Below are 24,064 nucleotides of genomic sequence, written 5' to 3'. Positions count from 1 at the left end.
ACGGAAACCAGCACCAGATCAATGGAGAACGATTGAATCAATCATGATCACAGTTGATTCATCACTGGAGGCGAAACATTCATCCACCGTGCGAGATCCTTCGATGCCGGTGGCGGCTGTGGCCCGAAATCGGCCAATACCCGTCCTGGGGCCGGCTGCTGGCTAGGTGGGCGTGGTCGACAATGCTCTCCACGTACGGCGCCGGCCACGCGCGGCCGCGCAGGCTTGGCGGCATGAGGTACCGGTGCGGCGGCACGGGCCGACCACTCGGCCGCAGGAGGACCGAGCTGATCGGCGGGCCCCGCACCGGCACACCGGCTACGGCGTGAAGACCTGCTCCAGTCGATGGATGGCGCCGTCCTCGCCGGTCTCGTACCGGAACACGAGGCCGGAGTCAGGATGCTCGTTGACCCAGTCGATCAGCTCCTGCACGCCGATCCGCTGGTTCTCGGTGCTCTCGGTGATGGGAGTGGTCGCGGTGACGTACGCGGCCTGGTCGAGAGCCCAGCGGCTGTCCTCGCCCGTGACGACGAAGGGCGGACCGTCCGTGTCCTTTCCAGGGCACCCCCAGGCCCCGTGCTGGATGACGAGGTTCACCTTCCCGGTGCTGCCGTCGAGTTCCTCGATCCGGTAGAGGGCGAGCTCGTCCGGGTCGACGTCGTCCGGGCTCGGCGGTTCGGAGGCACAGTCGGCGGCTGGTGGAGTGGTCGCGGCTGATCCGGTGTGCTCGGCGGCGGGCTTGCCGCTGCCGGCCGTGCCGGCCGACGGGGTGGCGGTGGCCGCCGCGCTCGGCGTCGTGTCAGGCTTCCCGGCGGTCGTACCGGGCGACGGGGTGGCCGTGGCGCCTCCGCTCGGCACCGAGTCGGCCCCGGTGGCAGAACTTCCCTCCCCGCACCCGGTCAGCACAGCGGTCAGCGCGACGGCCGCGAGCGCGAGCACGGCGGGTCTGAGACGGTTGGCATTCATCTGGGACGTCCCCCTCTTTTTTCACAGGCGGCCCACAGGCCGCACCCCGGAGCGGGACCGTAGCAACCGGCCTCGGCGCACCGCAGCAGCGGGACTCCTGATGTCACAGAGCCGGGACAAGATCGTCACCGGGCGCTGACCGTGTGACGTCGCGGAGGAAGCGCAGAAAGCGGGGACGCGACCGGTCCCCCGTTCCGGTCGTGTCCCCGCGGCCCGTCGAACTTACGTCGCAGGCAGCGCCCTTGTGAACCGCGTCAATGCCCGCTGCCGTGCCCGGAGGGCTCACCCGTGCACAGATGAGTCCGGATGGCCCGTTATCGCCCGGTCGAGGGCGGGCGGCTCGAGGTCACCCACCGCCACATGGGCGACGACGACCTCGTAGAGGTCGCTGCCGGCGGCGAGGAGCTGGCGTTCGAGGACGGGTTCCGCGCTGCGGACGTGTTCGCGCACGGTCTGGGCATGGACCCCCAGGGTCTGGGCGGCCCGTTCGGCGTTGCCGCCCGCCGCGATCCAGGTGCGCAGGGTGCGGCGCAGGTCCCGGGCGTCGGTGTCCAGGCGCCCGAGCAGGTCGCGCCCCCAGGTGCGCAGCGCGGGCCCGGCGAGCAGATCGCCGAGCCGGGTGTGGACTGCCTCACCGGCGCCGTCGTCGACCGCTTCCTCCCCCAGGCCGACCTGGGTGTTCAGCGCGAGATGGACGACGGCGCGGACGGTGAGGTCGGAGAAGTCGGTGCACAGCAGGCCCTCGACGCGTTCCATGCGGGCGCGGACGGTGTTGCGGCTGACGCCGAGGACCTTCGCGGCGCTCACGGCGGTGAACTCCAGGCCCAGCCGGGTGGTGGCGAGCAGTTCGGCGCGGGTGTGGTGCGGCAGCGCGTCCAGCGGGCGTAGCACCCGGGTCGTCCAGACGCGCAGCACCTCCGGGTCCATGAGGCGTTCGGGGTGGGTGCGCTCGGCGTACACCGCCGCCTTGTCCGGGCGGTACCGTGCCACCGCGAGGGCGCTCACGGCCTGCCCGTACGCCGTGGCGGTCCGGGCCAGGCTCTGCCGGGCGCTGCCGCCGAGGAACGTGCCCGGGTGCCGGCCGATCAGCGACCGCAGTGCCTCGGCCGCGGCCTCGCCGGGAGTGACGACGATGACGTGCTGGTCCATGGCCGGGCAGCGCACGACGAGTGCCTGCTCGGCCGTCGCGTCCAGACACGCCTCGGCGAGCCGGTCGCGTTCGCCGGGGCGGCTTTCGGCGACGTAGACGCAGGCCGTGTCGGTGTCGAGCAGGCCGGGCCACAGCCCCGCGGCGACGCGGCGCGCCGAGACGGTGTCCTCCACCATCAGCAGCTGCAGGATCGCCAGCCTGAGATCGGCCGCCGCCCGCTCCAGCCGCCGCCCGGCCTCGGCCGTCTCCCGCGCCCGCAGCAGGAGTTCGACGAGCTGGGCGGTGCGCGTCACGATGTCCGAGGCACGCCGGTCGAACGGGGTCTCGCGCGCCACCGCCAGCACCCAGCCCGACGCGGTGTACGGGTGCTCGACCCTGACCAGGCGCAGATGGTGTCCCGCCTCGTCCAGGGCCGCGGAGGCGATCCGGCCGGCGGCGATGTCAGCGACCAGGTCCTCGTCCAGGGCCGTCGGCGCGCCGCCGAGCACGGTGCCGGCGGCGTCCCGCAGGCAGGCCGTGCCGTCCACGGTGTTCGCGAGCCAGGCGACGACCCTGCGGACGTCGCGCCCGGTCGGCCGCAGATGCTCGAGCAGCCCCTGCGCCCACGTCGCGTCGTGGATGTCCTGCACCTCCGTCGTAGGACGGTTGTCGTCCTCTCGGCCCGCCATGTCGGCCTTCTCCTCGTGTGTTGCCTCGTCCACCGGTCGGGGACGTTACCCGACGGCTGCCCGGCGGTCGGTGTCGCGAACGCGGACATGGAGGTGGCCGTCCAGCGGGTAGGCGGGCGGGACGGCGGGCAGGAGCCCGCTGAACGTAAACCCGCACTTGTCCGCGACGCGGCAGGACGCCGTGTTGTCCTCCTGGTGGAGCAGCTCGAGACGCCTGAGCCCGGGGTCGGCGAAGGCGCCGAACGCCCAGTCCGTCAACGCCTCCAGCGCCCGCGATGCCACACCCCGGCCGCGGGCGTGCGCAGCGGTCCAGTAGCCGACCTCGGCGGTCGCGGCGTCGGGGCCGGGGCGCTTGAGGACCGCGTTGCCCACGAGCCGCCCGTCGGCCGTCCCGTCGCGGCTGTCGACGATCGCGAAGGCGTAGCGGACCCCCGCCTCCCATCCGCGTCGCTGCTCCCGTACCCAGCACGCGGCGCCCGGCTCGTCGTCCACCGCGAAACTCGTCCAGCGGCGCAGGGCCGCGTCCTGGTGCAGGGAGACCAGGCCGGCGGCGTCCGCGGGGCTCCAGGGGCGCAGATGAAGCGCGGGAGCCGTGGGGGTGGCGGGCACCTCCAGCCGTACGGCGTCGTCGTCCATGGGGGGAGCGTACGCGGCCCCGGCGTCCTGCCCCGATGGCCCGGGTCCGTGGGGGCATCATCGGGGAGTCCGCACGCGCAGTGCCGTGACGGACCAGTCGATCACCGGTGTCAGAGGTTCCGGTCCGGCCGGCCGTTGACGCGGGCAACCAGCTCGGCGCACCGGTCCCGGCGCGGGTCGTTCGCGGTTTCGAGGCGACGCGGCAACCGGATGTGCAGCGTGGCGTCGTCGGGGGGCCTAGTGCCGCGTCAGCCAAGGTTCGCCCCGTCGCGACGCCCGGCACGCCCTCTCGCCGCACCGGCCGAAAGCCCAAGTACGTCCAGTACGAGGACTTCCGGCCGGCACGCCGAGAGCACGCACCGGACGCCGCTCCTTGACGGGCAAACCTTGGCTGACGCGGCACTAGGGTGCGCGCGCAGTGGCCGGTGAGCGCGGCGACCACGGGATCCGCGGGGTGACTCCGGGCGGTGCGCCGATCGAGTAACGGGTTCCGCCGTTCATGACCCCACGCTTCGTGTCTCCCCCCGCGGGAGACCCAAGTCCGCGTCCCCTCCCTCGGCTCCTCCTCCGGTGTCACACCGTCCTGCTCGGCCGCCCCCCGTTCACGGCATAAGCTCGGCGGATGGCGAAGTACTTCGACGTGCACCCCGACAACCCGCAGCCGCGCACCATCTCCCAGGTCGCCGACAGCGTCCGCGCGGATGCGCTCATCGCGTATCCGACGGACTCCTGCTACGCGCTGGGCTGCCGGCTGGGCAGCCGTGACGGCATCGACCGGATCCGCACGATCCGCCGCCTGGACGACCGGCACCACTTCACCCTCGTGTGCCAGGACTTCGCGCAGCTCGGCCAGTTCGTGCGGATCGACAACGACGTGTTCCGCGCGATCAAGGCGTCCACGCCCGGCAGCTACACCTTCATCCTGCCCGCGACGAGGGAGGTGCCGCGCATGCTGCAGCATCCGAAGAAGAAGACGGTCGGCGTGCGCATCCCCGACCACGTCGTCACCCAGGCACTGCTGGCCGAGCTCGGCGAACCGCTGCTGTCCAGCACGCTGCTGCTGCCGGACGAGGACGAGCCGATGACGCAGGGCTGGGAGATCAAGGACCGGCTCGACCATGTCCTGGACGCGGTGCTCGACTCCGGGGAATGCGGCACGGAGCCGACGACGGTCATCGACTTCTCCGGGGGCGAGGCCGAGATCGTACGGCGTGGGGCGGGCGACACGACGCGCTTCGAGTGAGCCGGGGAACGGGGCGTGCGTACCCGGGCGTCCGGCACCGCTGCGAGGTCTGCCCCGGCGCGCACCATGGATTCACGCAGGCCGGCACGGCCACGTAGCACCGTGAGGCGCCCGAGCGGCACCGGGCGGCGCGGCTCGACCTGTCGAAGCGCACCTTCTGACGGAGCGGCGGCGCCCGCGGACGGCCCAGGGCGCCGCTTCTCGCCGTTCTTATTGACATGTTCGCGCCCTGCCGCGACGCTGAGAGCGCTCTCAAACAGGTACGGACCAACCCCACAACCCGTACGGAGGTGGAGAGTGCTCGCAGGACTCAGGCACAGACTCCTCGCCACGACCGCTACAGCCGCCCTGCTCGGCGCGCTGCTCGCGTTCGCGACACCGGCGCCCGCACCCGCCGCGGTGCCCGCCACGATCCCTCTGAGACTGACCAACAACTCCGGCCGCAGTGAGCCGGTCTACGTCTACAATCTCGGCACCCTGCCGGCGACCGGCCGGCAGGGCTGGGCCGACGCGGGCGGCACGTTCCATCCGTGGCCGGCGGGCGGCAATCCGCCCACGCCCGCGCCCGACGCGTCCATCCCCGGGCCGGCCGCCGGACAGTCGAAGACCATCCAGCTCCCCGAGTTCTCGGGCCGGATCTACTTCTCGTACGGCCAGAAACTGGTGTTCCGGCTGACCACCGGCGGCCTGGTGCAGCCGGCCGTACAGAACCCGAGCGACCCGAACCGCAACATCCTCTTCAACTGGTCCGAGTACACGCTGAACGACTCCGGACTGTGGCTCAACAGCACCCAGGTGGACATGTTCTCCGCGCCCTACGCGGTCGGGGTCCAGCGTGCCGACGGGAGCACGGACAGCACCGGACGCCTCAAGGCGGGCGGCTACAACGGGTTCTTCAACGCCCTGCGCGGGCAGCCGGGCGGGTGGGCCGACCTGATCCAGACACGGTCCGACGGCACCGTGCTGCGGGCGCTCTCCCCCGGGTACGGTCTGGAGACAGGGGCGCTGCCGGCCTCGGTGATGGACGACTACGTCAACCGCGTCTGGCAGAAGTACGTGACGGCGACCCTGACGGTGACACCGTTCGCCGACCAGCCGAACACCAGGTACCACGGCCGGGTCTCCGGCGGCGTCATGACCTTCACCAACAGCTCCGGGGCGGTCGTCACCAGCTTCCAGAAACCCGACGCCGACAGCATCTTCGGCTGCCACAAGCGGCTGGACGCGCCCAACGACGCGGTGCGCGGCCCGATCTCCCGCACGCTGTGCGCGGGCTTCAACCGGTCCACGCTGCTCGTGAACCCCAACCAGCCGGACACCACGACCGCGAACTTCTACCAGGACGTGGTGACCAACCACTACGCCCGCAAGATCCACGCGCAGATGGCCGACGGCAAGGCGTACGCCTTCGCGTTCGACGACGTCGGCCGGCAGGAGTCCCTCGTCCACGACGGCTCGCCGCGCCAGGCCTATCTGACGCTCGATCCGCTGAGCTGAGCGCGCGGCGTCCCGCACGCGGGGAGGGCCCGCGTGCGGGACGCCGGTCAGGGGAAACGCGTCAGCCGGTCGTCACGGCGGTGTCGTCGACGACGAAGCCGGTCTGGGGCGAGGAGTCCTCGGCCCCGGTGAACCAGGAGGATGGCAGCGTCGACCGGGTCGTGCCATCAAGAATCCCGGGCATCCGAGGGTCGTCCCTCTGCGCCGGGAGGCCGGGCGCGTCTGTGAGCGGACTGTGGGCACACGGTGACCTGCGCCGGGTCAAGTGACATAGCAGGAAACGCACTTGCTGCCGCGGCAACGCGCCGCGGGGCGCGGTCGGTCGGGCGCGCCCGCGCGGCGCCCGCCTCTCTCGCCCAGCTCTGGATCGTTGTTACGGTGCACCGGTGTCTGACTCTTCACGCGATACCGCCGAAGGCGCGGGCTGGGGCGCCGCAGAACGCGGCGAGTACAAGCAGCTCATGCCGCACAAGGTCGAGAAGATCTCCTGGCTGAACCCCAAGATGCTCTGGGCCGCCCGCAACGGCGTGCTGGCCTCCTGGTTCGGGGACCCCACCGGCCGTACGCGCGGCAGATGGGTGGCCCAGCGGGCGGCCGCCGGCGCACCCGCCGACAAGGTGATCCGGCGCGGCGACGCGGACCGGTTCTCCTTCATGGTCATCGGCGACACCGGCGAGGGCGACGACCCCCAGTACGCCGTCGTACCAGGCTTTCTGAAGGCAAGTCAGGGAACCGACTTCGCCGTCATAGCCAGCGACGTGATCTACCCGGTGGGCAGCGCCGACGACTACGCCACGAAGTTCTTCCGCCCCTACCAGGACTACCGGGCACCGATCTACGCGATACCGGGCAACCACGACTGGTACGAGGACCTCGGTGCGTTCATGCGCGTCTTCTGCGACGACGCCCCTCCCCTCCCGCCCGAACCCGCGCCGCGCCCGCTCAGCCGGGCCTGGCTGCGGTCGCTGCTGTGGCACCGTCCGCGCGCGCACGACGGGCAACACTTCGACGAGGCACGGCAGTTGCGGGCCGAACCTGCCCAACAGGCGGTCCAGCCGGGCCCGTACTGGGCGATCGACGCCGGACCGGTGCGGATCATAGGCATCGACACGGGGCTGCTGGGCACCGTCGACGCCGAACAGGGCGCCTGGCTGCGCGAGGTGTCCCGAGGGCCCCGCCCGAAGATCCTCATCACCGGGTCACCGCTCTACGTCGACGGCGAACACCACCCCTGCCCCATCGACGGGGGCGGCACGGTCGACGACATCGTGCGCGACCCCGGCCACCACTACGTCGCCGCGATAGGCGGCGACATCCACAACTACCAGCGCTACCCGGTGTGGCTCGACGGCCGCACCCTCCAGTACGTGGTCGCGGGCGGCGGCGGGGCGTTCATGCACGCCACCCACACGATCCCCCGCATCGGCGTCGCGGACGTCACCGAGAAGGACTTCCGCTGCTACCCGCTGCGCGGCGACTCCCTCGCCTTCTACAGCGGCCTCTACGGACGCCGACTGCGCCTGCGCCGCTTCTTCACCCTCACCGAGGCCGAGGCCACGGCGGTGATCGCCGAGCGCCTGGGCATCACGCCCGCCCGCGCCCCGGGCCCCGACGCGCGCGTCACATGGCGCACCAGGCTGGTCGCGAGCCTGCTGGGCGCCAGCGGCCGCCCGGACCACACCTCGCGGTTCCGCCTCCCCGTGCGCAAGATCTACACGCAGCTGTTCTCGCCGGGCTCGGCGACGTACAGTCCACCGTTCTTCAAGTGCTTCCTGCGCCTCGACGTCACGCCCGACTCGGTCCGGCTCCGCTGCTACGCGGCCACCGGCAACCGCGCGCAGGAGGTCGAGCCGCCGGTCGAGGACGAGGTGGTCATCCCGCTGACCTGAGCCGGAATGGCGGCCTGCACCGTGGTTCGGTGCGGCTGTACGGCCGCACAGCCGCACCGAACCGACATCGCGTGGGTGCGCCACCGCCACCTCCGGTACGGCCCCTCCTCCCCCGTCGCCGTCCTGGCGGCGGCCTCGCAGCGCACCCGCCGGACCGAGCTGGGCACCGCGGTGATCCCGCTCGGCGGGGAGAACCGCTGCGGCTCGCGGAGGACCTGGCGACCGTCGGCGTCCACAGTCCGCCACCGACTTCAGTGAGTGCGGCTGCACCCGGTCCGAGAACACCTCGAAGCCCTCGACGCCGCAGCCTTCCGCGCCCACCACCCCGACGGCGAGGCCGCCCCGCGCTGGTCGGCCGAGGCGGAGTCGGTGGGACGCGCACGTCGCGTTCCGCGAGGTGGACGAGGTGGCGTTCCCACTGCCGTTCGGCTTCGAGCGCGAGGACCATGTGCAGATCCTCACCGGCACGGCCACGAAGCCCGGCCCCGCCCCGGGCCGGCAGCAGGCCGTCTGAACAGGGCGTCACCAGCACCCCGGTGCACTGCCGACGACCGGCTCCGCGGGCTTGCCGTCCACCCCCACCGGTACGTCGCCGGCCAGCATCACCCGGTGCATGGTCCGGGGGAAGCCGAGGTGGGCGTTGTCACCGGGGGCCAGATGGATGGTGGCCCGGTTGTCCCAGAAAGCCACACCGCCCGGCTCCCAGCGGAACCGGACCGTGTACTCCGGCCGGGTCGCCTGACCGAGGAGCATCTCCCGGAGCGAGTCCCGTCCGTTTGATCGATCCTCGCCCCATCCGTGACTCTGGGTGGAGGACACAGCCGAGGGAAGGCCCGATGGTGATCAACATCCCGGTGCACACGCTCAACGACGGTACGACCATCCCCGCCATCGGTCTGGGCACCTGGCCGATGGACGACGCGCAGGCGGAGCAGGCGGTGCGCGGTGCCCTGGAGCTGGGATACCGCCTCGTCGACACGGCGACGAACTATCGCAACGAGACCGGCGTCGGCCTCGGGGTGGCCCGCAGCGGGGTCCCGCGCGAGGAGGTCGTGGTGACGACGAAGCTTCCGGGCCGGCACCACGGCCACGAGGAGACCCTCGCGTCCTTCGAGGAGTCCCGTCGCCGTCTGGGCGTGGAGTACGTCGACCTGTATCTGATCCACTGGCCGCTCCCCCGCGTCGGCAAGTACGTCGACTCGTGGAAGGCGATGATCAAACTGCGGGAGGAGGGGCTCGTGCGGTCGATCGGCGTCTCCAACTTCACCCCCGCGCACATCGAGCGGCTGGAGAAGGAGACCGGGGTCCTGCCCTCCGTCAACCAGATCGAGCTGCACCCCTACCTCCCCCAGGAAGAGCTCCGCGCCTTCCATGCCGGCAAGGGCATCCTCACCGAGAGCTGGAGCCCGCTCGGACGTGGCACACGCCTGCTGGACGACCCCGTCGTCGCCTCGATCGCCGAGGCTCACGGGGTGACGGCCGGGCAGGTCGTCCTGCGCTGGCACACCCAGCTCGGCGCGGTCCCCATCCCGAAGTCGGCGGACCCGCACCGGCAGCGTGAGAACCTCGCCGTCTTCGGCTTCGAGCTGGCACCGGCTCAGCTCAGCGCCGTCGCCGGCCGTGCCCATCGCCGCATCGGCGGGGATCCCGAGGTGCACGAGGAGTTCTGACTCGGCCCGGCCCCGGTGTCACCGGGCGGCTGATCTGCCGGACCACGGTGGGCCACACGGACCACATCGTGCGCGAGATCACGATTCCGCCGGGTCAGGCCACGGGCCGGCACTACCACGACGGTCCCCTTCACGCCTTCGTCAAGCGGGGCACGCTGAGCCACAACGACTCCACCTGATCAGTACGGTGACAGCGCCTGCTCCGCCCAGATCGTCTTGCCCCTGTCGGTCTGCCGGCTGCCCCAGCGCTGGGTCAGCTGCGCGACTAGGAGCAGGCCGCGCCCTCCTTCGTCGAAGGCGTGGGCACGCCTGAGATGCGGTGAGGTGGAACTGCCGTCGGAGACTTCGCAGATGAGGCTGCGGTCGCGGATCAGCCGCAGCTGGATGGGCGGTTCGCCGTACCGGATCGCGTTGGTGACCAGTTCACTGACGACGAGTTCGGTGACGAAGACGGCCTCCTCCAGTCCCCACTCGGCCAGTTGCTCGGTTGCCGCCTGCCGGGTGGGGGCCACAAGGGCGGGGTCCGGCGGTACGTCCCAGGTGGCGACGCGGTCCGCGCCCAGCACCCGGGTGCGGGCCAGCAGCAGTGCCACGTCGTCGCTGGGCTCTTCGGGCAGTACGGCCTTCAGCACGGTGTCGCACAGGGCGTCGAGCGACTCCGCAGGCGCGGTCAGCGAGCGGCACAGCTCGGCGGTGGCGCGGTCGACGTCGCGGTCACGGTCCTCGAGCAGGCCGTCCGTGTACAGGGCGACGATCGCGCCCTCGGGCAGCTCGAACTCCGTCGCCTCGAAGGGCAGACCGCCCACGCCGAGCGGGGGTCCGGGGGTCATCGCGACGAGGTGCGCGGTGCCGTCGGGCAGGACGACGGCCGGCGCCGGGTGGCCCGCCGCGGCGAGGGTGAGGCGACGGGCCACCGGGTCGTAGACCGCGTAGAGACAGGTGGCGCCCAGTTCCGCGACCTCCTCACCTCCGTCGTGCCCCGCCAGGTGGGTGACCAGGTCGTCCAGATGGGTGAGGAGTTCGTCCGGCGGCAGGTCCACGTCGGCGAGGGTGCGGACCGCCATGCACAGCCGCCCCATGGTCGCCGACGACGGGATGCCGTGCCCCACCACGTCGCCGACGACCAGGGCGACGCGGCTGCCGGAGAGGGGGATCACGTCGAACCAGTCGCCGCCGATGCCCGCGAGGGATCCGCACGGCAAGTAGCGGTGGGCCATCTCGACCGCCGCCTGTCCGGGCAGTCCCCGGGGCAGCAGACTGTGCTGCAGGGCCAGCGCGGTCGTCCGCTCACGGGCGAAGCGGCGGGCATTGTCGATGCAGACGGCGGCGCGGCTGGCGAGTTCCTCGGCCAGCACGGCGTCGTCGGCGGCGTAGTCCTCCACTTGGGCGATACGGACACCCACGGCGACACCGAGCGTGGTGCCGCGTGCCCGCAGCGGCACCGCGAGCAGCGAATGGACGCCTCTGCGGTAGGAACGGCCCTCGGGTGCCCTCGCGTTGCGCTCGGCGACCCACCGCACGAAGTCCGGCTCGCCCGCCTGGCCGAGGACCGCCCGCCCCTGCCGCAATGCCTTCGCGGGCGGTGAGAACGACGGGTAGAAGTCCACCTCGCCCAGGCGCACGGCCGCCTCGGGGGTGCCCTCGTGGGCGGAGCCGTGGGCGACGCGGCGCAGGACGATGTCACCGTCCAGCGCCGTCGGTGGTTCGTCCGCCCCGAGGACCCAGTCGAGCAGGTCCACGCTGGCGAAGTCGGCGTACCGAGGCACCAGGAGCTCCACCATCTCCTCGGCAGTGCGCACCACGTCGAGGGTGGTGCCGATGGCGGCCGCCGCCTCGTTCAGCAGCGCCAGCCGCTGCCGGGCCCAGTACTGGTCACTGCTGTCGAACGCCGCCAGGGCCACCGCGGTCAGCTCACCGCCGGCGTCCCGTACGGGCCACATCTCGATGCTCCAGGCATGCTCCCGGTTGCTGGTGGGAGCACCTGTGAAGCTCTCGTAGCGGACCGGCCTGCCTGTCTCGGCCACCTGGCGCAGGTTGTTCAGGAAGCCCCGGCTGTGCTCGGCGTCCTCCACGGTGTCCGGGAAGTAACGGCCGAGGAGGGTGTCCTCCTCCACCCCCATGACCCGGCAGGCCATGTCGTTGAGGCGCAGATAGCGCTGCTCCGTGTCGAAGATCGACATCGACATGGACGCCTGCTCGAAGGCTCTCCCGGAGAGCCTGGGTTCCGGTGCGCGGGGCCGTTCGGTGGTGATCACGTATCCGTCAGGCTCGCCGTTGTCACCCAGAACCGCACAGGCCTTCAGGGTGAGCGGGACCAGGGTGCCGTCCCTGTGCCGCAGCACGACGGCGCCCTCCCCGGCCGTGAGGACCGCGGACGGCGGGTCCTGGGCGAGCAGTTCCCGTGCCGCTCGCCCCACGGCTTCCTCGGCCGTGTATCCCGTCAGCCGCAGCGCACCCTCGCTCCACCCCGTCACGATGCCCTGGGCATCGACGATCGCCGCAGCAGAGACCTGCTCCATATCGTCCAGGATGGTCCCTTTGCGGCACCGCATCAACCGCGCTACGGCCTGTGGGGTCCGTGCGTCACTTCCGGTGGGCGCGCAGGGCCTCCAGGGCACGGTCGGCGTGCGTGTTCATCCTCAGTTCGCTGCGGACGACCTCGATGACCGTCCGGTCCTGGCCTATGACGAAGGTGACCCGCTTGGTGGGTGCCAGGGAGAACCCGCGCTTCAGGCCGAACCGCTCCCGGACCGTGCCGTCGGCGTCGGACAGCAGCGGCATGCCGAGCCCGTGCTGGCCGGCGAAGTCCTGCTGGCGTTCGACTGCGTCGCCGCTGATGCCGACGGGCCGTGCGCCGACGTCGGCGAACTCGGCGGCCAGGTCGCGGAAGTGACAGGCTTCAGCGGTGCAGCCCGGGGTCAGGGCCGCCGGATAGAAGAACAGCACCACCGGCCCGTCGGCGAGCAGTTCGGACAGGCTGCGGCTCGTGCCGGTCTCGTCCGGCAGCGCGAAGTCCTCCAGCCTGTCGCCGACCTCGACGCGCCCGGTCACCGGCTCTCCCCCTTCCGGGCGACACTACGGGCCCACAGCACGAGGGGCACCTGCAGCGGCAGCCGTCCCACGGCCGCGGCCTTGAGCGGCGCGGGCCTGTCGCGCCAGTCCGCGGCCATCTTCACGTTGGCGGGGAAGACGCCGACGAAGAAGGCTGCCGTGGCCAGCGCGGCCGTCTTCCTGGTGCGCGGCAGCGCGAGGCCCGCGGCCAGCGCCAGCTCGACGGCACCGCTGGCGTACGTCCATGTCCTGGGCGAGCCCGGCAGGGCCCGCGGAATGGTCGCGTCGAATTGGCGTGGCGAGGCGAAGTGGGCGACACCCGCGGTGGCCAGCAGGCCGGCGAGCAGCAGGGGCGAGCGTTCGGACCGGGACACGGTTCCTCCTCTGATGACCTGCCGCGCGATATTACTAGACGGTAGACAAGTGCGGGGGCCACTTTGGCCTTGCCCAGAGGTGCACGGCCATGGCGGTCTTCCTGTCGGCGGCCCGCAGCGGGCAGCTGGTGCGGGAGCTGCTGTCGTCGACCATGCGGTGGAAGAGGGTGGCGAACTGCCGCGGTTCCTCGGGCGCCGCCCGCGCGGACGCCGCCGAGGAAGTGACGCCGTTCAGGGGAAACGGGCGGCAAGGGCGCGTGGCGATGGGCGCGGGTGTCGACAACTGAGCCGTGCGCCTCCCCCTGATCGCCCCCATGCTCGCCACGCCGGGCTCCCTGCCGCCCGCCGCACAGGACGCCCGCTGGGCCTACGAGACGAAACAGGACGGCCAGCGGGTGGTGGCCTACCTCGCCGGGGACGGCAGTGTCGTGCTACGCGCACGGTCCGGAGAGGAGATCACCGCCGCGTACCCCGAACTGCTCCCGCTGGGACACGCTCTCGGCACCACGCCCGCCGTTCTGGACGGGGAGGTGCTGGCGCTCGACGAACGGGGCCGCGCCGACTTCCAGTTGCTGCAGTCCCGTATGGGACTGGCCCACTCCCCCGCCAAAGCGGCCCGCCTGGCCTCCCAGACCCCCGTCCACCTGGTGCTGTTCGACGTGATGCACCTGGGGCGGCGCTCCCTCCTCCCGCTCCGCTACGCGCGGCGGCGCCGGCACCTGGAGGAGCTGGGCCTGGCCGGGCCCAGATGGTCGACTCCCGCCGCGATCGTCGGGCACGGCGAACAGGCCCTGCGGGCCACCCGCGAGCACGGACTGGAAGGTCTGGTCTGCAAGCGCCTGGACTCGGTCTACGAGCCGGGGGTGCGCTCCCGGGCGTGGATCAAGATCCGCAACATGCGCAGCGAGGACGTCGTCGTGGGCGGCTGGCTGCCCGGCAAGGGGCGGCTCACCGGCCTGCCGGGGGCCGTCCTGGTCGGACAGCGTTCCGCCGGTGCTCTCCGGTACGTCGGCAGCGTGGGCACCGGCTGGAGCGAGGCCGAACGGACCCGGCTCGCCGAACTGCTGCGGGCCGCGGCCACGGACGTGTGCCCCTTCGACCCCGTGCCGCCGGTGGCGGGCGCGCACTGGGTCCTGCCCCGGCTGGTCGGCGAGGTCCGCTACAGCACCCGCACCCGGGCCGGGATGCTGCGGCAGCCCTCCTGGTTGCGGCTGCGCCCTGATCTCGCACCCGGGGAGTCGTCGGCCGACCTCCCGGACGACATCGCCTGAAACGGCATCAGAAGCAGACGGCTCGGCTGCCCTTCATCACTGGTACGCCCATGGCTCTTGGCGCGGAAGTGGAAAGCGGGGAAGCTGAACTGCCCTTGCCCCCACAACCGTTGGGCTGCGCCCAAGAGGAGGACGCAGTGTCGTCGTCCATGACCTCCACAACGCACCGCAAGAGATGGCTCACCGGTCTCGCCGGCGCCGTGGCGCTCGTCGTCGCCTTTCCCACCGCCGCCGTCGCGGCAGTGCCCGCGGCGTTGCCCGCCAACGCCGAAGCCGCGGAGCGGACTTACCAGCCCGCCTTCGACTACGACAGGGACGGCTGCTACCCGACGCCGGCCATCGGGCCCGACGGGACCGTCAACGGCGGCCTCAAACCGACCGGCGCCCTCAACGGCAGCTGCCGCGACGCCTCGGACCTCGACAACACCAACACCTACTCGCGCTACAAGTGCGACAACGCCTGGTGCGCCTACATGTACGACCTGTACTTCGAGAAGGACCAGGCCGTGCCCGGCACCAGCTTGGGCGGGCACCGCCACGACTGGGAGCACGTCGTGGTGTGGGTGCGGAACGACCGGGTCCAGTACGTCTCGACGTCCGATCATGGCGACTTCACCGTGCACGCGGCCTCCACGGTCCGGTTCGAGGGCACCCACCCGAAGATCGTCTACCACAAGGACGGCATCAGCACGCACTGCTTCCGGCCGGCGAACTCGGGCGACGAGCCGCCGGAGAACCACAAGGGCACCTGGCAGTACCCGCCGCCGGTCGGCTGGAACGGCTACCCGGAGGGCCTGCGCGACAAGCTGAGCACGTACGACTTCGGCAGCGCCCACTTCGGCCTGAGGGAAGACAGTTTCGCCTCCAACCTCGCGGAGGCCAAGCCCTCTGGGATCGCGTTCGACCCGAACGCCTGAGCCCGTCCCGGATCGAGCCCCTGACCCAGGTCAGGGGACGTCACGAGGTCCGGTGGCTGACCCCACGCCCGACCCGGATCGTCAGGGCGGAACTCGGCGGTACGGCACGAGCACACCGCCGCGAGGTCTATCGTGTCCGCATGTCCGTCCCCGAAATGATCCGTATCGTCTCCCGCGACTCGCCCATGGCGCTCGCCCAAGTGGAACGTGTCCGCGCCGAGTTGGCCGAGCGGCATCCCGGTGTCCGCACCGAGGTCGTGCCGGTGAAGACGACCGGTGACAAGTGGCTGGGCGACCTGTCCAAGGTGGAGGGCAAGGGGGCGTTCACCAAGGAGGTGGACGCCGCGCTCGTGGCCGGCGAGGCCGATCTCGCGGTGCACTGCGTCAAGGACGTGCCCGCGGACCGGCCGCTCCCCGCGGGTACGACCTTCGCCGCGTTCCTGAAGCGCGACGACATCCGCGACGCCCTGGTCCATCCGGGCGGGCTCACCCTCGACGAGCTCCCGGCCGGAACGAGGATCGGCACCTCCTCGGTGCGCCGGGTCGCCCAACTGGCCGCAACCCACCCGAACCTGGAGTGCGTACCGTTCCGCGGCAACGCCAACCGGCGGCTGGAGAAGCTGGCGGCCGGCGAGGCCGACGCGCTGCTGCTCGCGGTGGCCGGTCTGGAGCGCATCGACCGCCGTGACGTGATCAGCGAGGTCCTCTCCCCCGAGACGATGATGCCGCCGATCGGCGCGGGCATCCTCGCCCTGCAGTGCAGGGTGGGCGACACCGAGCTCATCGACACGGTGAGTGCGCTCGGCGACCCGGACACGCACCGGGAAGCGACCGCGGAGCGTATGTTCCTGCACGTCCTGCAGGGCCACTGCAACAGTCCGATCGCCGGGTACGCGCGCGTGGACCGCAGTGGCGAACTGTCCCTGCGCGCCTGCGTCTTCACCCCGGACGGCAAGACCCGGCTGAACGCCCACGAATGGGCGGGACGGCTCGACCCGGCCACCCTCGGCACATCGGTGGCCGTGGCTCTGCTGCGTCAGGGCGCCCGCGAGATCATCGACGGGATCCCGCACTGATCACGCGGCCCGTGCCTCCGACGCCTCGCATGCCACTCCGACTCGCCGGCATCCCGCGCCGACCCGGGCCGGCCGTCAGGCGGTGCCTTCCTCCGCCTGGTCCCGCAGGAAGTTGCTCACCTGGTGCGCCAGGCTTTCCCGCCCCGTCCCGGGGTGGGCGCGGCCCTCGTCGATACCGACGCCGATGCCGCCCGCCCACAGCCGGCGGTCGGTCCACTCGTCGTCCACACGCAGCTGGATCTGGACGTCGACCTGGCTCAGGGACGCCTCCGGCCCGGCCGCGTACAGCACGGCGGTGGCCCGGCGCAGCGGGTAGACGTCGAAGCCTTCGATGAACTGCGAATTGCGCCAGTCGATGAAGGCGCTCTCGCCGTCGGGGCCTAGACGTACGTCGATCTGGCCGTCCTCGAGGTGGATGCCGAAGTGCCGGCTGCCGCGGTTCTCGACGGTGACCCGGACACTGAAGTAAGTCAGCCCGTCGGCGGCGTCGTCCCGTCCGCGCGGCGGCTCGGCCGCCTCCAGGCGGTGGACACGGACCCGCAGACCGGCATGCCCGTCGTACTCCTGCCAGTCCCCGGTCACGTTCGGCTCGTACACAATGCACCTCTTCGACCTCAGACAGCTGCTTCCTATCTGTGGGCTCACTGCACTGTCAAATGGGCAGAATGCGCTGTGGCCAGCGATTTCACCCCCTTGATCGCTGATCAAGCCGTGCGCAGGAAGAATCCGCCGGCCGACGGGAGAACGGTGCCCGCGGGCGTGCCGCACATCACGTTCCAGGCCATGATCATCGGGCCCGCCTGACAGCTCAGCGGGTTGACCTTGCTGACCGCCCGGGAGGAGAGGGCCGTCGCGTCTGCGGCGCGCCGGCGTTCGCCGGGGCCCTTCCCGAGCTCGGCCGGGGTGCCGAGGGCGCGGATGCGGCCGTGGTGCATCAGGCCGACCGGGTCGCACTACTGTTCGGCCTCGTCCATGTAGCGGGTGGTCACCAGGACCGCCTGCCGGTGGCGGCGCGGACGCCGTCGATGCGCTCCCCCACACCCGTCCGGGCGATCGGGTCGAGACCGATCACCGGTTCGCCGGGGATCAGCAGGCGGAGTGCGCTGACCAGGCCCGCACGAAGGCAATCGCCGAGGGACGTCAAGAGGAATTCACGCGACGAACTCCGCCGATTTCAGATCGTTCACTCTGTTGAAATTCTGCGCGACGGGTGGAATTCTGCGCGACGGGCCGGCAACGATAGAGAATCAACCGGTCGCACCGCGTCACCGTATTCACGGAATTGTTTTGGCACGGCCGTCCGAGGGAATCTGCCATTCAGTGCTTCGGACAGGAGGCACGTCCGTGGGAGCCGGCCTCCGGCCCCGGTGTCCTCCGTCAGGTCCGAGCCCGCGCCTCCCATGGTGGTCTGTCCCACCAGCACCTGGCGACGAGGAGCGCGCCATGCGCGTCACCACCAAAACGAAGCCGCACCCGCACGACGACGCCCCCGACACCAGCAAGGACTTCGAACGGCTCGCGGGGCTGCCGGAGGGGCCGGAACGCAAAGCGCTGCGGGACGAACTGATCCAGCTCTGGCTCCCCATGGCCGAACGGATCGCCATCCGCTTCAGGGGACGCGGCGAGTCGGTCGAGGATCTGTACCAGGTGGCGGCGCTGGGGCTCGTCAAGGCCGTCGACCACTTCGACCCGGCGCGCGGCACCGCCTTCGAGGCGTACGCCGTGCCCACCGTCACCGGCGAGATCAAGCGGCACTTCCGTGACCACCTGTGGTCGCTGCATGTGCCACGCCGCGTCCAGGACCTGCGCAACCGTGTGCGCCAGGCCGCGAAGGAGCTGTCGCAGACGATCCCGGGGCGCCCTCCGACCATCGCCGAGATCGCGGCTTGCGCGCAGCTGAGCGAGGACGAGGTGCGCACCGGCATGGAGGCCCTGGAGTGCTTCTCCGCGCTGTCGCTGGAGGCCGAGATGCCCGGCACCGACGGCTATGCCCTGACGGACGCGATCGGCGGGCCGGACCCCCACTACGACGTCGTCGTCGACCGTGTGGCCGTCAGGCCCTGCCTCGAGGCACTCCCGGAGCGCGAGCGGACCATCCTGTACCTGCGCTTCTTCAGGGGAATGACGCAGAGCGGGATCGCAGAGCAGCTCGGCATCTCCCAGATGCACGTCTCCCGCCTGCTCAGCAGCTGCTTCGACCGGCTGCGCGAGGAGGTCCTCGCCGAGGCCGGCTGAAGCGCGAGGGTGCCCTCACTCCGGCGGTACTCCCGGGATCTCCGTGGGGCCGTACCGGTCGAGGGCGTCTTCCAGTCGGGCCCGTATTTCCGGGGGCATTTCCCCGGTCCGCCCCCAGACAAGGATCAATTCCGCGACATTGCGGAGCTTGATGTTCGTGTGCTGGGAAACGTCCTTCAGCACCTCCCACGCCTCGTCGGGCGTCACTCTGCCGAGCGCGACGACCATGCCGATCGCCTGGTCCACCACGGCGTGCGAGGCGACGGCTTCCTTCAGCTGCTCGACCTCTGCCTGCAGCTCGAAAATCCGGTCCGTCTCGTCAGCCGGGTCGTGGGGTGCTGGTGCCACGCATCCATCCTGGCGACTCATCGTGCCCGGTGCCACCCAGCGGGGGCCCCGCCCGGCACCGTTTCGACGCGGCCGCCGGGGTACTCGGCAGGCGCCCGGAGTGGTTCCGGCCGGACACTGGGGGGTGAGACCCGGTGGCCCAGGCCGACGAGACCAGGACGCGACTGCCATGAAGCACGACCCGAGACTTCCCGGTGGCACGACGGACGTCGTCTCCACCCACTCCTTCTTCGGCGCACCCTGCTGGGTGAGCCTGACCAGCCGCGACCTGAAGACCACGGAGGAGTTCTACTCGGCCGTGCTGGGCTGGCGGTGGCAGACGGCCAAGCTGGGCGACCGTTTCCGGGTCGCGCTGGCCGAGGGGACGCCGGTCGCGGGGATCGCCGGGGTCGCCACCATGTGGCAGATGGCGGTGGCGTGGACGCCGTATTTCGCGGTGCCGAGCGCGGACGAGGCCGTGGCGCGGGTGCAGGAGCGCGGCGGTACGGCTGCGGTCGGTCCGATCTCCTTCCCGCCCGGACGGGCGGCGCTGCTGGCCGACCGGGACGGCGCCACCTTCGGGATCTGGGAGGGCGAGCTCGTTTCCGACTGGGAGAAGTGGCGGCGCGCACAACCCGCCTTCATCAGGCTCCACACGCGTGACGCCTTCGACGCGGCCATCTTCTACGGTGAGGTCTTCGACTGGGCGTCGAAGCGTCCGGGCTGCTGCGAGGTCCAGTACGAGGGCGGCGAGGTCGTGCTGCGCAGCGAGGGCCACGTGGTCGCGCGCATCGTGTCCGAGGCACGGGAATCGGCTCCCGACCCGACGATCCGCCCCCACTGGCAGGTCCACTTCGCGGTCTCGGACGTGTCGGCCTGCGCACGGGCGGCGGAGCTGCACGGCGGCAGCGTCCTGTCCAAGGGCAGCGAGGAGGCCGTACTGCGCGACCCCGACGGCGCGCAGTTCACGGTGACCTCCCGCCGCGAGCGCTGAACCCGGACCTCAGCGCTCCGGCCGGGAGGGCGGGCGGGACAGCAGGACCAGGCTGCGGGACTCGACGGTCAGGCCCGTTCCCGCCTTGTGCTCCGACTCGTCGGCGCCCTGCGGTTCCCCGGTGTCGATGAGTGTCGTCCACCGTTCGCCGTACGCGACGTCAGGCAGCCGGAAGTCGACCGGCTCCCAGTAGCCGTTGAGCAGGATCAGGAAGGAGTCGTCCACCACGGGCCGGCCGCACTGGTCGGGTTCGGCGATGGCGTCGCCGTTGAGGAAGACACCGACGCTGTGGGCGTCGGAGCGCCAGTCTTCGTTCGTCATCTCGCTCGCGTCCGGCAGCAGCCACACCAGGTCGGGCAGCGGCCCGCCCGCGTGCCTGGCCTTCTGGCCGCGGAAGAAGCGGCGCCGGCGCAGCACCGGATGGGCGGCCCGCAGCCCGATGACGTACCGGGTGAACTCCGCGAGCTCGCGCTGCTCGCCGGTCAGAGCCCAGTCGATCCAGGAGACTTCGTTGTCCTGGCAGTAGGCGTTGTTGTTGCCGCGCTGGGTGCGGCCGAGCTCGTCGCCGTGGCAGAGCATCGGAATGCCCTGCGACAGCAGGAGCGTGGCCAGGAAGTTGCGCTGCTGGCGGGCGCGCAGTTCCAGGACGGCCGGGTCGTCGGTCTCGCCCTCCGCGCCGCAGTTCCAGGACCGGTTGTGGCTCTCGCCGTCCCGGTTGCCCTCGCCGTTGGCCTGGTTGCGCTTGTCGTTGTAGGAGACCAGGTCGCGCAGGGTGAACCCGTCGTGCGCGGTGACGAAGTTGACGCTGGCGCGCGGGCGGCGGCGGCTGTGCGCGTACAGGTCGGAGGAGCCGGTCAGCCGGGAGGCGAACTCGCCCAGGGTGTGCGGTTCCCCGCGCCAGAAGTCCCGTACGGCGTCCCGGTACTTGCCGTTCCACTCCGACCACAGCGGCGGGAAGTTGCCGACCTGGTATCCGCCCTCCCCCACGTCCCACGGCTCGGCGATCAGTTTGACGCGGCTGATCACCGGGTCCTGCTGGATCAGGTCGAAGAACGCCGACAGCCGGTCCACTTCGTGGAACTGGCGGGCCAGGGTGGCCGCGAGGTCGAAGCGGAAGCCGTCGACGTGCATCTCGGTGACCCAGTACCGCAGGGAGTCCATGATCAGCTGCAGCACGTAGGGGTGTCGCATCAGCAGGCTGTTCCCGGTGCCGGTGGTGTCGTAGTAGTGCCCCCAGTCGCCGTCCACCAGACGGTAGTACGAGGCGTTGTCGATGCCGCGGAAGGAGAGGGTGGGACCCTTCTCGTTGCCTTCGGCGGTGTGGTTGTAGACCACGTCGAGGATCACTTCGAGGCCGGCCGCGTGCAGCGCCTTCACCATCGACTTGAACTCGGTGACCTGCTGGCCGCGCGTGCCGTGGGCGGCGTAGGCGTTGTGCGGGGCGAAGAAGCCGATGGTGTTGTAGCCCCAGTAGTTGGACAGGCCGCGGTCCTGCAGTACGCCGTCCTGCACGTACTGGTGCACCGGCATCAGTTCGACGGCGGTCACGCCCAGCGTGGTCAGATGCTCGACCACCGCGGGGTGCGCGAGACCGGCGTAGGTGCCGCGGAGTTCCTCGGGGACATCGGGGTGGGTGCGGGTGAGTCCGCGGACGTGGGTCTCGTAGATGACGCTGTCGGCGTACGGCCGCCGGGGCGGGGCGTCGTCGCCCCAGTCGAAGGCCGGGTCTGTGACCACGCCGAGCATGGTGTGCCCGGCGCTGTCGGAGGGGGACGGGCCGTCCGGAGCGCGTTCGAAGAGCGAGGCGTGGTTGTCCGCCTGCCCGTCGACGGCCTGGGTGTACGGGTCGAGGAGCAGCTTCGCCGGATTGCACCGCTGGCCGAGTGCCGGGGCCCACGGCCCGTGCACCCGGTAGCCGTAGCGCTGCCCCGGTCCGACACCGGGCAGATAGCCGTGCCACACGAAGCCGTCGACCTCGGTCAGCGGGACGCGGCGGTGCCTGCCCTCGTCATCGACGAGGACGAGGTCGACGCCTTCGGCGACCTCGCTGAACAGGGCGAAGTTGGTGCCCTTGCCGTCGAATGCGGCACCCAACGGGTAAGGGTGCCCGCTCCAGGCGGGCACCCCTTTCCGGCTGCGGCGCGCGGTCACCGCGCGCCCTCCCGTACGCCCTCGGGCATATGCGCGGTGCCGGCCAGCATGGCGACCGGCAGCTCGCGGGGCACCTGAAGCCCCTCGCGCAGGCTCGGTGCCGGTGCCGTCGGCACGAGCGGGACGCGTTCGCCGGCCCGGGCGCGCTGCGAGAACCAGATGACCTTGCTGCCGGTGTCGGTGGCACAGCAGCCCCAGCCGTCGCTCATCGCGGCGAGGTGCTCCAGGCAGGCGCGCAGGTCCTGGTCCGGCCGCAGGTCGCGGTCGTTGCCGCCGATCGCGGTGATGAGGTGCTGGCCGTTCCACCACATCTCGATGGACGTGTTCTTGTCCGTCGCGTGTTCGTCGATGGCCTTCAGCAGCATCTCGGCGCCGTGGCAGACGGGCTCGACCAGGGTCTCCAGGTCCCAGAACCGGAGGTGAGCGGCCAGGATGCGCCTGACCTGTCCGACCCGTTCCGGGCTGACTTCCACGTCGAGGTGGTAGTAGCAGGGCACTGCGGTCTTCATCTCGTTGGCTCCTCACCGGCGAAGCTCTCGCTCGCCCCCTGCGGGGACTGGGCCCCGAACACGAAGCGTGAGCACTGATCGCTTCTGAGTAAGGTCCAGAGTGAGACCACTACGCCATTCGTGCAACACGAGCACACCGCCGAAGTGGTTGAAGGGCCAACAAGACGCAACGTGGTCGCACGTGCACCATGAGTGAAGACCTCGATGCCCGTAACGGATCGTTCCGTGCCTGTGCGCACGGCCGCCGCCCGACGGTCGGGAGACGTGCGTTCGAGCCCCTGAAAGGTGAACGGCGCCATGCTGCTACCGGCCAAAGCCGAAGTCGCCCGGCAACTGCGGCGGTACCGGGCCTGGGAACGCATGATGCTCGCGGCCCCCGCCGACCATGCCGTACGGGCCACTTTCGAGGACTCGGGCTACACCCTCTGCGTACTGATGGGGAAGCGCTGCGCGCGCGAGGCCGCGGACGCCGCCGAGCGCTATCTGCGGAGCACACTCGCCGGCTACCTCCGGGAGCAGGACGAGCGGCCCCGGCTGAGCACGGTCGCCCGGCGGGGCCCGCCCACCAGGCACCGGCGCTCCCGCGCCGGGAGGTAGCCCTTCCGGCACAGCTCGATCCCCGGCCGGGCCAACAGGCCCGGCCTTCAGCACGGCGGAGGTGAGACCCATGAATCCGATCCAGGCCATCGGCCGCATCCCTGTACGTGATGTCCGTCCGAACGTGGAATGCGGCAGGCGCCCCGCCAAGGCGGTCAGAGGAGAAACGTTTCTTGTCACCGCGACCGTGTTCCGCGAGGGTCACGACGCGGTGGCCGCCAACGTCGTACTGACCGACCCGGAGGGCACCCACGGCCCCTGGACCCCGATGCGGGAACTGACCCCGGGCACGGACCGCTGGGGTGCCGAAGTCACCCCGGACGCCGAGGGCCGCTGGACGTACCGCGTCGAGGCCTGGAGCGACCCCGTGGCCACCTGGCGCCGGACCGCCCGTATCAAGGTGCCCGCCGGCATCGACACCGGGCTGGTCCTCGAAGAGGGCGCCGAACTGTACGAGCGGGTGGCGGCCGGAGTGCCGCAGGGCCCCGCGCGCGCGGTGGTCCTGGCCGCCGCGGAGACCGTCCGCGACGACTCGCTGCCGGTCGCCACCCGCCTTGCGGCGGCGTTGACGCCGGAGGTGGACGCGGTGCTGGCCCGGTATCCGCTGCGGGAGCTGGTCACCGCGTCGCCGACGCTTGAGCTGCTGGTGGAGCGGGAGCGGGCGCTGTACGGCGCCTGGTACGAGTTCTTCCCGCGCTCGGAGGGCACGCCCGAGCAGCCGCACGGCACGTTCGCGAGCGCCGCGCGTCGGCTGCCGGCGATCGCCGCGATGGGCTTCGACGTGGTCTACCTGCCGCCGATCCATCCGATCGGCACCACCTTCCGCAAGGGCCGCAACAACAC

General features: G+C 71.3%; 23 protein-coding genes and 4 pseudogenes. 14 read left to right on the top strand and 13 right to left on the bottom strand.

Features of this window, described 5'->3' with window-relative positions; translation table 11 throughout:
- Nucleotides 1-318: 318 nt before the first annotated feature.
- The 3 genes from ACZ562_RS19485 to ACZ562_RS19475 form a co-directional block, all read right to left on the bottom strand.
- Entirely contained in the window at nt 319-966 is a 648-nt protein-coding gene (locus tag ACZ562_RS19485; RefSeq protein ID WP_471180399.1) for a hypothetical protein, read from the bottom strand.
- A gap of 282 nt (nt 967-1,248) precedes the next feature.
- Nucleotides 1,249-2,784 (bottom strand): helix-turn-helix domain-containing protein, encoded by a 1,536-nt coding sequence (locus ACZ562_RS19480; protein WP_471180970.1) that lies wholly within the window; start codon nt 2,782-2,784, stop codon nt 1,249-1,251.
- A 45-nt stretch (nt 2,785-2,829) separates the two neighbouring features.
- Entirely contained in the window at nt 2,830-3,420 is a 591-nt protein-coding gene (locus ACZ562_RS19475; protein ID WP_471180396.1) for a GNAT family N-acetyltransferase, read from the bottom strand.
- Nucleotides 3,421-4,042: 622 nt separating this feature from the next.
- Here ACZ562_RS19475 and ACZ562_RS19470 point away from each other — a divergent pair.
- On the top strand, nt 4,043-4,663 hold the full coding sequence (locus ACZ562_RS19470; RefSeq protein ID WP_471180394.1) for an L-threonylcarbamoyladenylate synthase: 621 nt from the start codon (nt 4,043-4,045) through the stop codon (nt 4,661-4,663).
- Nucleotides 4,664-4,960: 297 nt separating this feature from the next.
- Entirely contained in the window at nt 4,961-6,160 is a 1,200-nt protein-coding gene (locus ACZ562_RS19465; protein WP_471180391.1) for a glycoside hydrolase family 64 protein, read from the top strand.
- A 61-nt stretch (nt 6,161-6,221) separates the two neighbouring features.
- Here the strand turns inward: ACZ562_RS19465 and ACZ562_RS19460 are convergent, their stop codons facing one another.
- The gene (locus ACZ562_RS19460; protein WP_471180388.1) at nt 6,222-6,344 is read right to left on the bottom strand and encodes a hypothetical protein; all 123 of its coding nucleotides are present in this window, start codon (nt 6,342-6,344) and stop codon (nt 6,222-6,224) included.
- Nucleotides 6,345-6,546: 202 nt separating this feature from the next.
- Here ACZ562_RS19460 and ACZ562_RS19455 point away from each other — a divergent pair, with 202 nt between their 5' ends.
- Nucleotides 6,547-8,049, top strand: coding sequence for a metallophosphoesterase family protein (locus ACZ562_RS19455; protein ID WP_471180385.1), 1,503 nt, complete (start codon nt 6,547-6,549; stop codon nt 8,047-8,049).
- Between the two features lie 63 nt (nt 8,050-8,112).
- Nucleotides 8,113-8,288, top strand: a pseudogene (locus ACZ562_RS19450) (LLM class flavin-dependent oxidoreductase); the annotation flags it as partial.
- Nucleotides 8,289-8,571: 283 nt separating this feature from the next.
- Here ACZ562_RS19450 and ACZ562_RS19445 read toward each other — a convergent pair.
- Nucleotides 8,572-8,805, bottom strand: a pseudogene (locus ACZ562_RS19445) (TauD/TfdA dioxygenase family protein); the annotation flags it as partial.
- An 83-nt stretch (nt 8,806-8,888) separates the two neighbouring features.
- Between ACZ562_RS19445 and ACZ562_RS19440 the strand changes: the two are divergent.
- Both ACZ562_RS19440 and ACZ562_RS19435 read left to right on the top strand, forming a co-directional pair.
- Complete coding sequence (locus ACZ562_RS19440; RefSeq protein WP_471180968.1) at nt 8,889-9,719, top strand: aldo/keto reductase; 831 nt, start codon at nt 8,889-8,891, stop codon at nt 9,717-9,719.
- A pseudogene (locus ACZ562_RS19435) lies at nt 9,719-9,895 on the top strand (cupin domain-containing protein); the annotation flags it as partial. The gene ACZ562_RS19440 and the pseudogene ACZ562_RS19435, both read left to right, overlap by 1 nt.
- 3 nt (nt 9,896-9,898) lie before the next feature.
- Here ACZ562_RS19435 and ACZ562_RS19430 read toward each other — a convergent pair.
- The 3 genes from ACZ562_RS19430 to ACZ562_RS19420 form a co-directional block, all read right to left on the bottom strand.
- Nucleotides 9,899-12,238 carry a SpoIIE family protein phosphatase gene (locus ACZ562_RS19430; protein ID WP_471180382.1) on the bottom strand — a complete coding sequence of 780 codons (2,340 nt, stop codon included), beginning with the start codon at nt 12,236-12,238 and terminating at the stop codon, nt 9,899-9,901.
- A 64-nt stretch (nt 12,239-12,302) separates the two neighbouring features.
- The gene (locus ACZ562_RS19425) at nt 12,303-12,770 is read right to left on the bottom strand and encodes a peroxiredoxin (RefSeq protein WP_471180379.1); all 468 of its coding nucleotides are present in this window, start codon (nt 12,768-12,770) and stop codon (nt 12,303-12,305) included.
- Complete coding sequence (locus tag ACZ562_RS19420; protein WP_471180376.1) at nt 12,767-13,144, bottom strand: DoxX family protein; 378 nt, start codon at nt 13,142-13,144, stop codon at nt 12,767-12,769. The genes ACZ562_RS19425 and ACZ562_RS19420 overlap by 4 nt, the downstream gene beginning before the upstream one ends.
- Nucleotides 13,145-13,233: 89 nt before the next feature.
- Here ACZ562_RS19420 and ACZ562_RS19415 point away from each other — a divergent pair, with 89 nt between their 5' ends.
- The 4 genes from ACZ562_RS19415 (at nt 13,234) to hemC (ending at nt 16,408) form a co-directional block, all read left to right on the top strand.
- Nucleotides 13,234-13,431, top strand: coding sequence for a hypothetical protein (locus tag ACZ562_RS19415; protein ID WP_471180374.1), 198 nt, complete (start codon nt 13,234-13,236; stop codon nt 13,429-13,431).
- 3 nt (nt 13,432-13,434) lie between these two features.
- Entirely contained in the window at nt 13,435-14,415 is a 981-nt protein-coding gene (locus tag ACZ562_RS19410; RefSeq protein WP_471180372.1) for an ATP-dependent DNA ligase, read from the top strand.
- A 149-nt stretch (nt 14,416-14,564) separates the two neighbouring features.
- Complete coding sequence (locus ACZ562_RS19405) at nt 14,565-15,332, top strand: NPP1 family protein (protein ID WP_471180369.1); 768 nt, start codon at nt 14,565-14,567, stop codon at nt 15,330-15,332.
- A 140-nt stretch (nt 15,333-15,472) separates the two neighbouring features.
- Nucleotides 15,473-16,408, top strand: coding sequence for a hydroxymethylbilane synthase (gene hemC / locus ACZ562_RS19400; protein ID WP_471180366.1), 936 nt, complete (start codon nt 15,473-15,475; stop codon nt 16,406-16,408).
- Nucleotides 16,409-16,483: 75 nt separating this feature from the next.
- Here the strand turns inward: hemC and ACZ562_RS19395 are convergent, their stop codons facing one another.
- The gene (locus ACZ562_RS19395; RefSeq protein WP_471180363.1) at nt 16,484-17,005 is read right to left on the bottom strand and encodes a hypothetical protein; all 522 of its coding nucleotides are present in this window, start codon (nt 17,003-17,005) and stop codon (nt 16,484-16,486) included.
- Between the two features lie 263 nt (nt 17,006-17,268).
- Nucleotides 17,269-17,531 (bottom strand): annotated as a pseudogene (locus tag ACZ562_RS19390) (ABC transporter ATP-binding protein); the annotation flags it as partial.
- A 320-nt stretch (nt 17,532-17,851) separates the two neighbouring features.
- On the opposite strand from ACZ562_RS19390, the gene ACZ562_RS19385 reads away from it, so the two are divergent.
- Entirely contained in the window at nt 17,852-18,643 is a 792-nt protein-coding gene (locus ACZ562_RS19385) for a SigB/SigF/SigG family RNA polymerase sigma factor (RefSeq protein ID WP_471180360.1), read from the top strand.
- A gap of 15 nt (nt 18,644-18,658) precedes the next feature.
- Here ACZ562_RS19385 and ACZ562_RS19380 read toward each other — a convergent pair whose 3' ends face one another.
- The gene (locus tag ACZ562_RS19380) at nt 18,659-19,012 is read right to left on the bottom strand and encodes an ANTAR domain-containing protein (RefSeq protein WP_471180358.1); all 354 of its coding nucleotides are present in this window, start codon (nt 19,010-19,012) and stop codon (nt 18,659-18,661) included.
- A 148-nt stretch (nt 19,013-19,160) separates the two neighbouring features.
- On the opposite strand from ACZ562_RS19380, the gene ACZ562_RS19375 reads away from it, so the two are divergent.
- The gene (locus ACZ562_RS19375) at nt 19,161-19,964 is read left to right on the top strand and encodes a VOC family protein (protein ID WP_471180355.1); all 804 of its coding nucleotides are present in this window, start codon (nt 19,161-19,163) and stop codon (nt 19,962-19,964) included.
- Nucleotides 19,965-19,973: 9 nt separating this feature from the next.
- Here the strand turns inward: ACZ562_RS19375 and glgX are convergent, their stop codons facing one another.
- Entirely contained in the window at nt 19,974-22,115 is a 2,142-nt protein-coding gene (glgX, locus tag ACZ562_RS19370; RefSeq protein WP_471180352.1) for a glycogen debranching protein GlgX, read from the bottom strand.
- Complete coding sequence (locus ACZ562_RS19365) at nt 22,112-22,624, bottom strand: pep a2 (RefSeq protein WP_471180349.1); 513 nt, start codon at nt 22,622-22,624, stop codon at nt 22,112-22,114. Before ACZ562_RS19365 ends, glgX begins: the two co-directional genes overlap by 4 nt.
- A gap of 297 nt (nt 22,625-22,921) precedes the next feature.
- On the opposite strand from ACZ562_RS19365, the gene ACZ562_RS19360 reads away from it, so the two are divergent.
- Complete coding sequence (locus ACZ562_RS19360) at nt 22,922-23,221, top strand: DUF5133 domain-containing protein (protein WP_471180346.1); 300 nt, start codon at nt 22,922-22,924, stop codon at nt 23,219-23,221.
- Nucleotides 23,222-23,291: 70 nt separating this feature from the next.
- Nucleotides 23,292-24,064, top strand: a 773-nt coding sequence (locus tag ACZ562_RS19355; RefSeq protein ID WP_471180344.1) for a maltotransferase domain-containing protein, incomplete at its 3' end; no start/stop codon positions are given.

This window comes from Streptomyces sp. NPDC040410 (assembly GCF_055595715.1).
Note: the sequence above shows the minus strand (reverse complement) of the source record. Positions and strands in the feature narration are given on the sequence as shown.

What these genes read in the sequence shown, in the direction of transcription:
- ACZ562_RS19470 (WP_471180394.1), top strand. Translation starts at nt 4,043, where the DNA reads ATGGCGAAGTACTTCGACGTGCACCCCGACAACCCGCAGCCGCGCACC.
- ACZ562_RS19375 (WP_471180355.1), top strand. Translation starts at nt 19,161, where the DNA reads ATGAAGCACGACCCGAGACTTCCCGGTGGCACGACGGACGTCGTCTCC.
- ACZ562_RS19475 (WP_471180396.1), bottom strand. Translation starts at nt 3,420, where the DNA reads ATGGACGACGACGCCGTACGGCTGGAGGTGCCCGCCACCCCCACGGCT.
- hemC (WP_471180366.1), top strand. Translation starts at nt 15,473, where the DNA reads ATGTCCGTCCCCGAAATGATCCGTATCGTCTCCCGCGACTCGCCCATG.
- ACZ562_RS19430 (WP_471180382.1), bottom strand. Translation starts at nt 12,238, where the DNA reads ATGGAGCAGGTCTCTGCTGCGGCGATCGTCGATGCCCAGGGCATCGTG.
- ACZ562_RS19415 (WP_471180374.1), top strand. Translation starts at nt 13,234, where the DNA reads ATGGCGGTCTTCCTGTCGGCGGCCCGCAGCGGGCAGCTGGTGCGGGAG.
- ACZ562_RS19360 (WP_471180346.1), top strand. Translation starts at nt 22,922, where the DNA reads ATGCTGCTACCGGCCAAAGCCGAAGTCGCCCGGCAACTGCGGCGGTAC.
- ACZ562_RS19380 (WP_471180358.1), bottom strand. Translation starts at nt 19,012, where the DNA reads ATGAGTCGCCAGGATGGATGCGTGGCACCAGCACCCCACGACCCGGCT.
- ACZ562_RS19365 (WP_471180349.1), bottom strand. Translation starts at nt 22,624, where the DNA reads ATGAAGACCGCAGTGCCCTGCTACTACCACCTCGACGTGGAAGTCAGC.
- ACZ562_RS19385 (WP_471180360.1), top strand. Translation starts at nt 17,852, where the DNA reads ATGCGCGTCACCACCAAAACGAAGCCGCACCCGCACGACGACGCCCCC.
- ACZ562_RS19480 (WP_471180970.1), bottom strand. Translation starts at nt 2,784, where the DNA reads ATGGCGGGCCGAGAGGACGACAACCGTCCTACGACGGAGGTGCAGGAC.
- ACZ562_RS19460 (WP_471180388.1), bottom strand. Translation starts at nt 6,344, where the DNA reads ATGCCCGGGATTCTTGATGGCACGACCCGGTCGACGCTGCCATCCTCC.
- ACZ562_RS19405 (WP_471180369.1), top strand. Translation starts at nt 14,565, where the DNA reads ATGACCTCCACAACGCACCGCAAGAGATGGCTCACCGGTCTCGCCGGC.
- ACZ562_RS19485 (WP_471180399.1), bottom strand. Translation starts at nt 966, where the DNA reads ATGAATGCCAACCGTCTCAGACCCGCCGTGCTCGCGCTCGCGGCCGTC.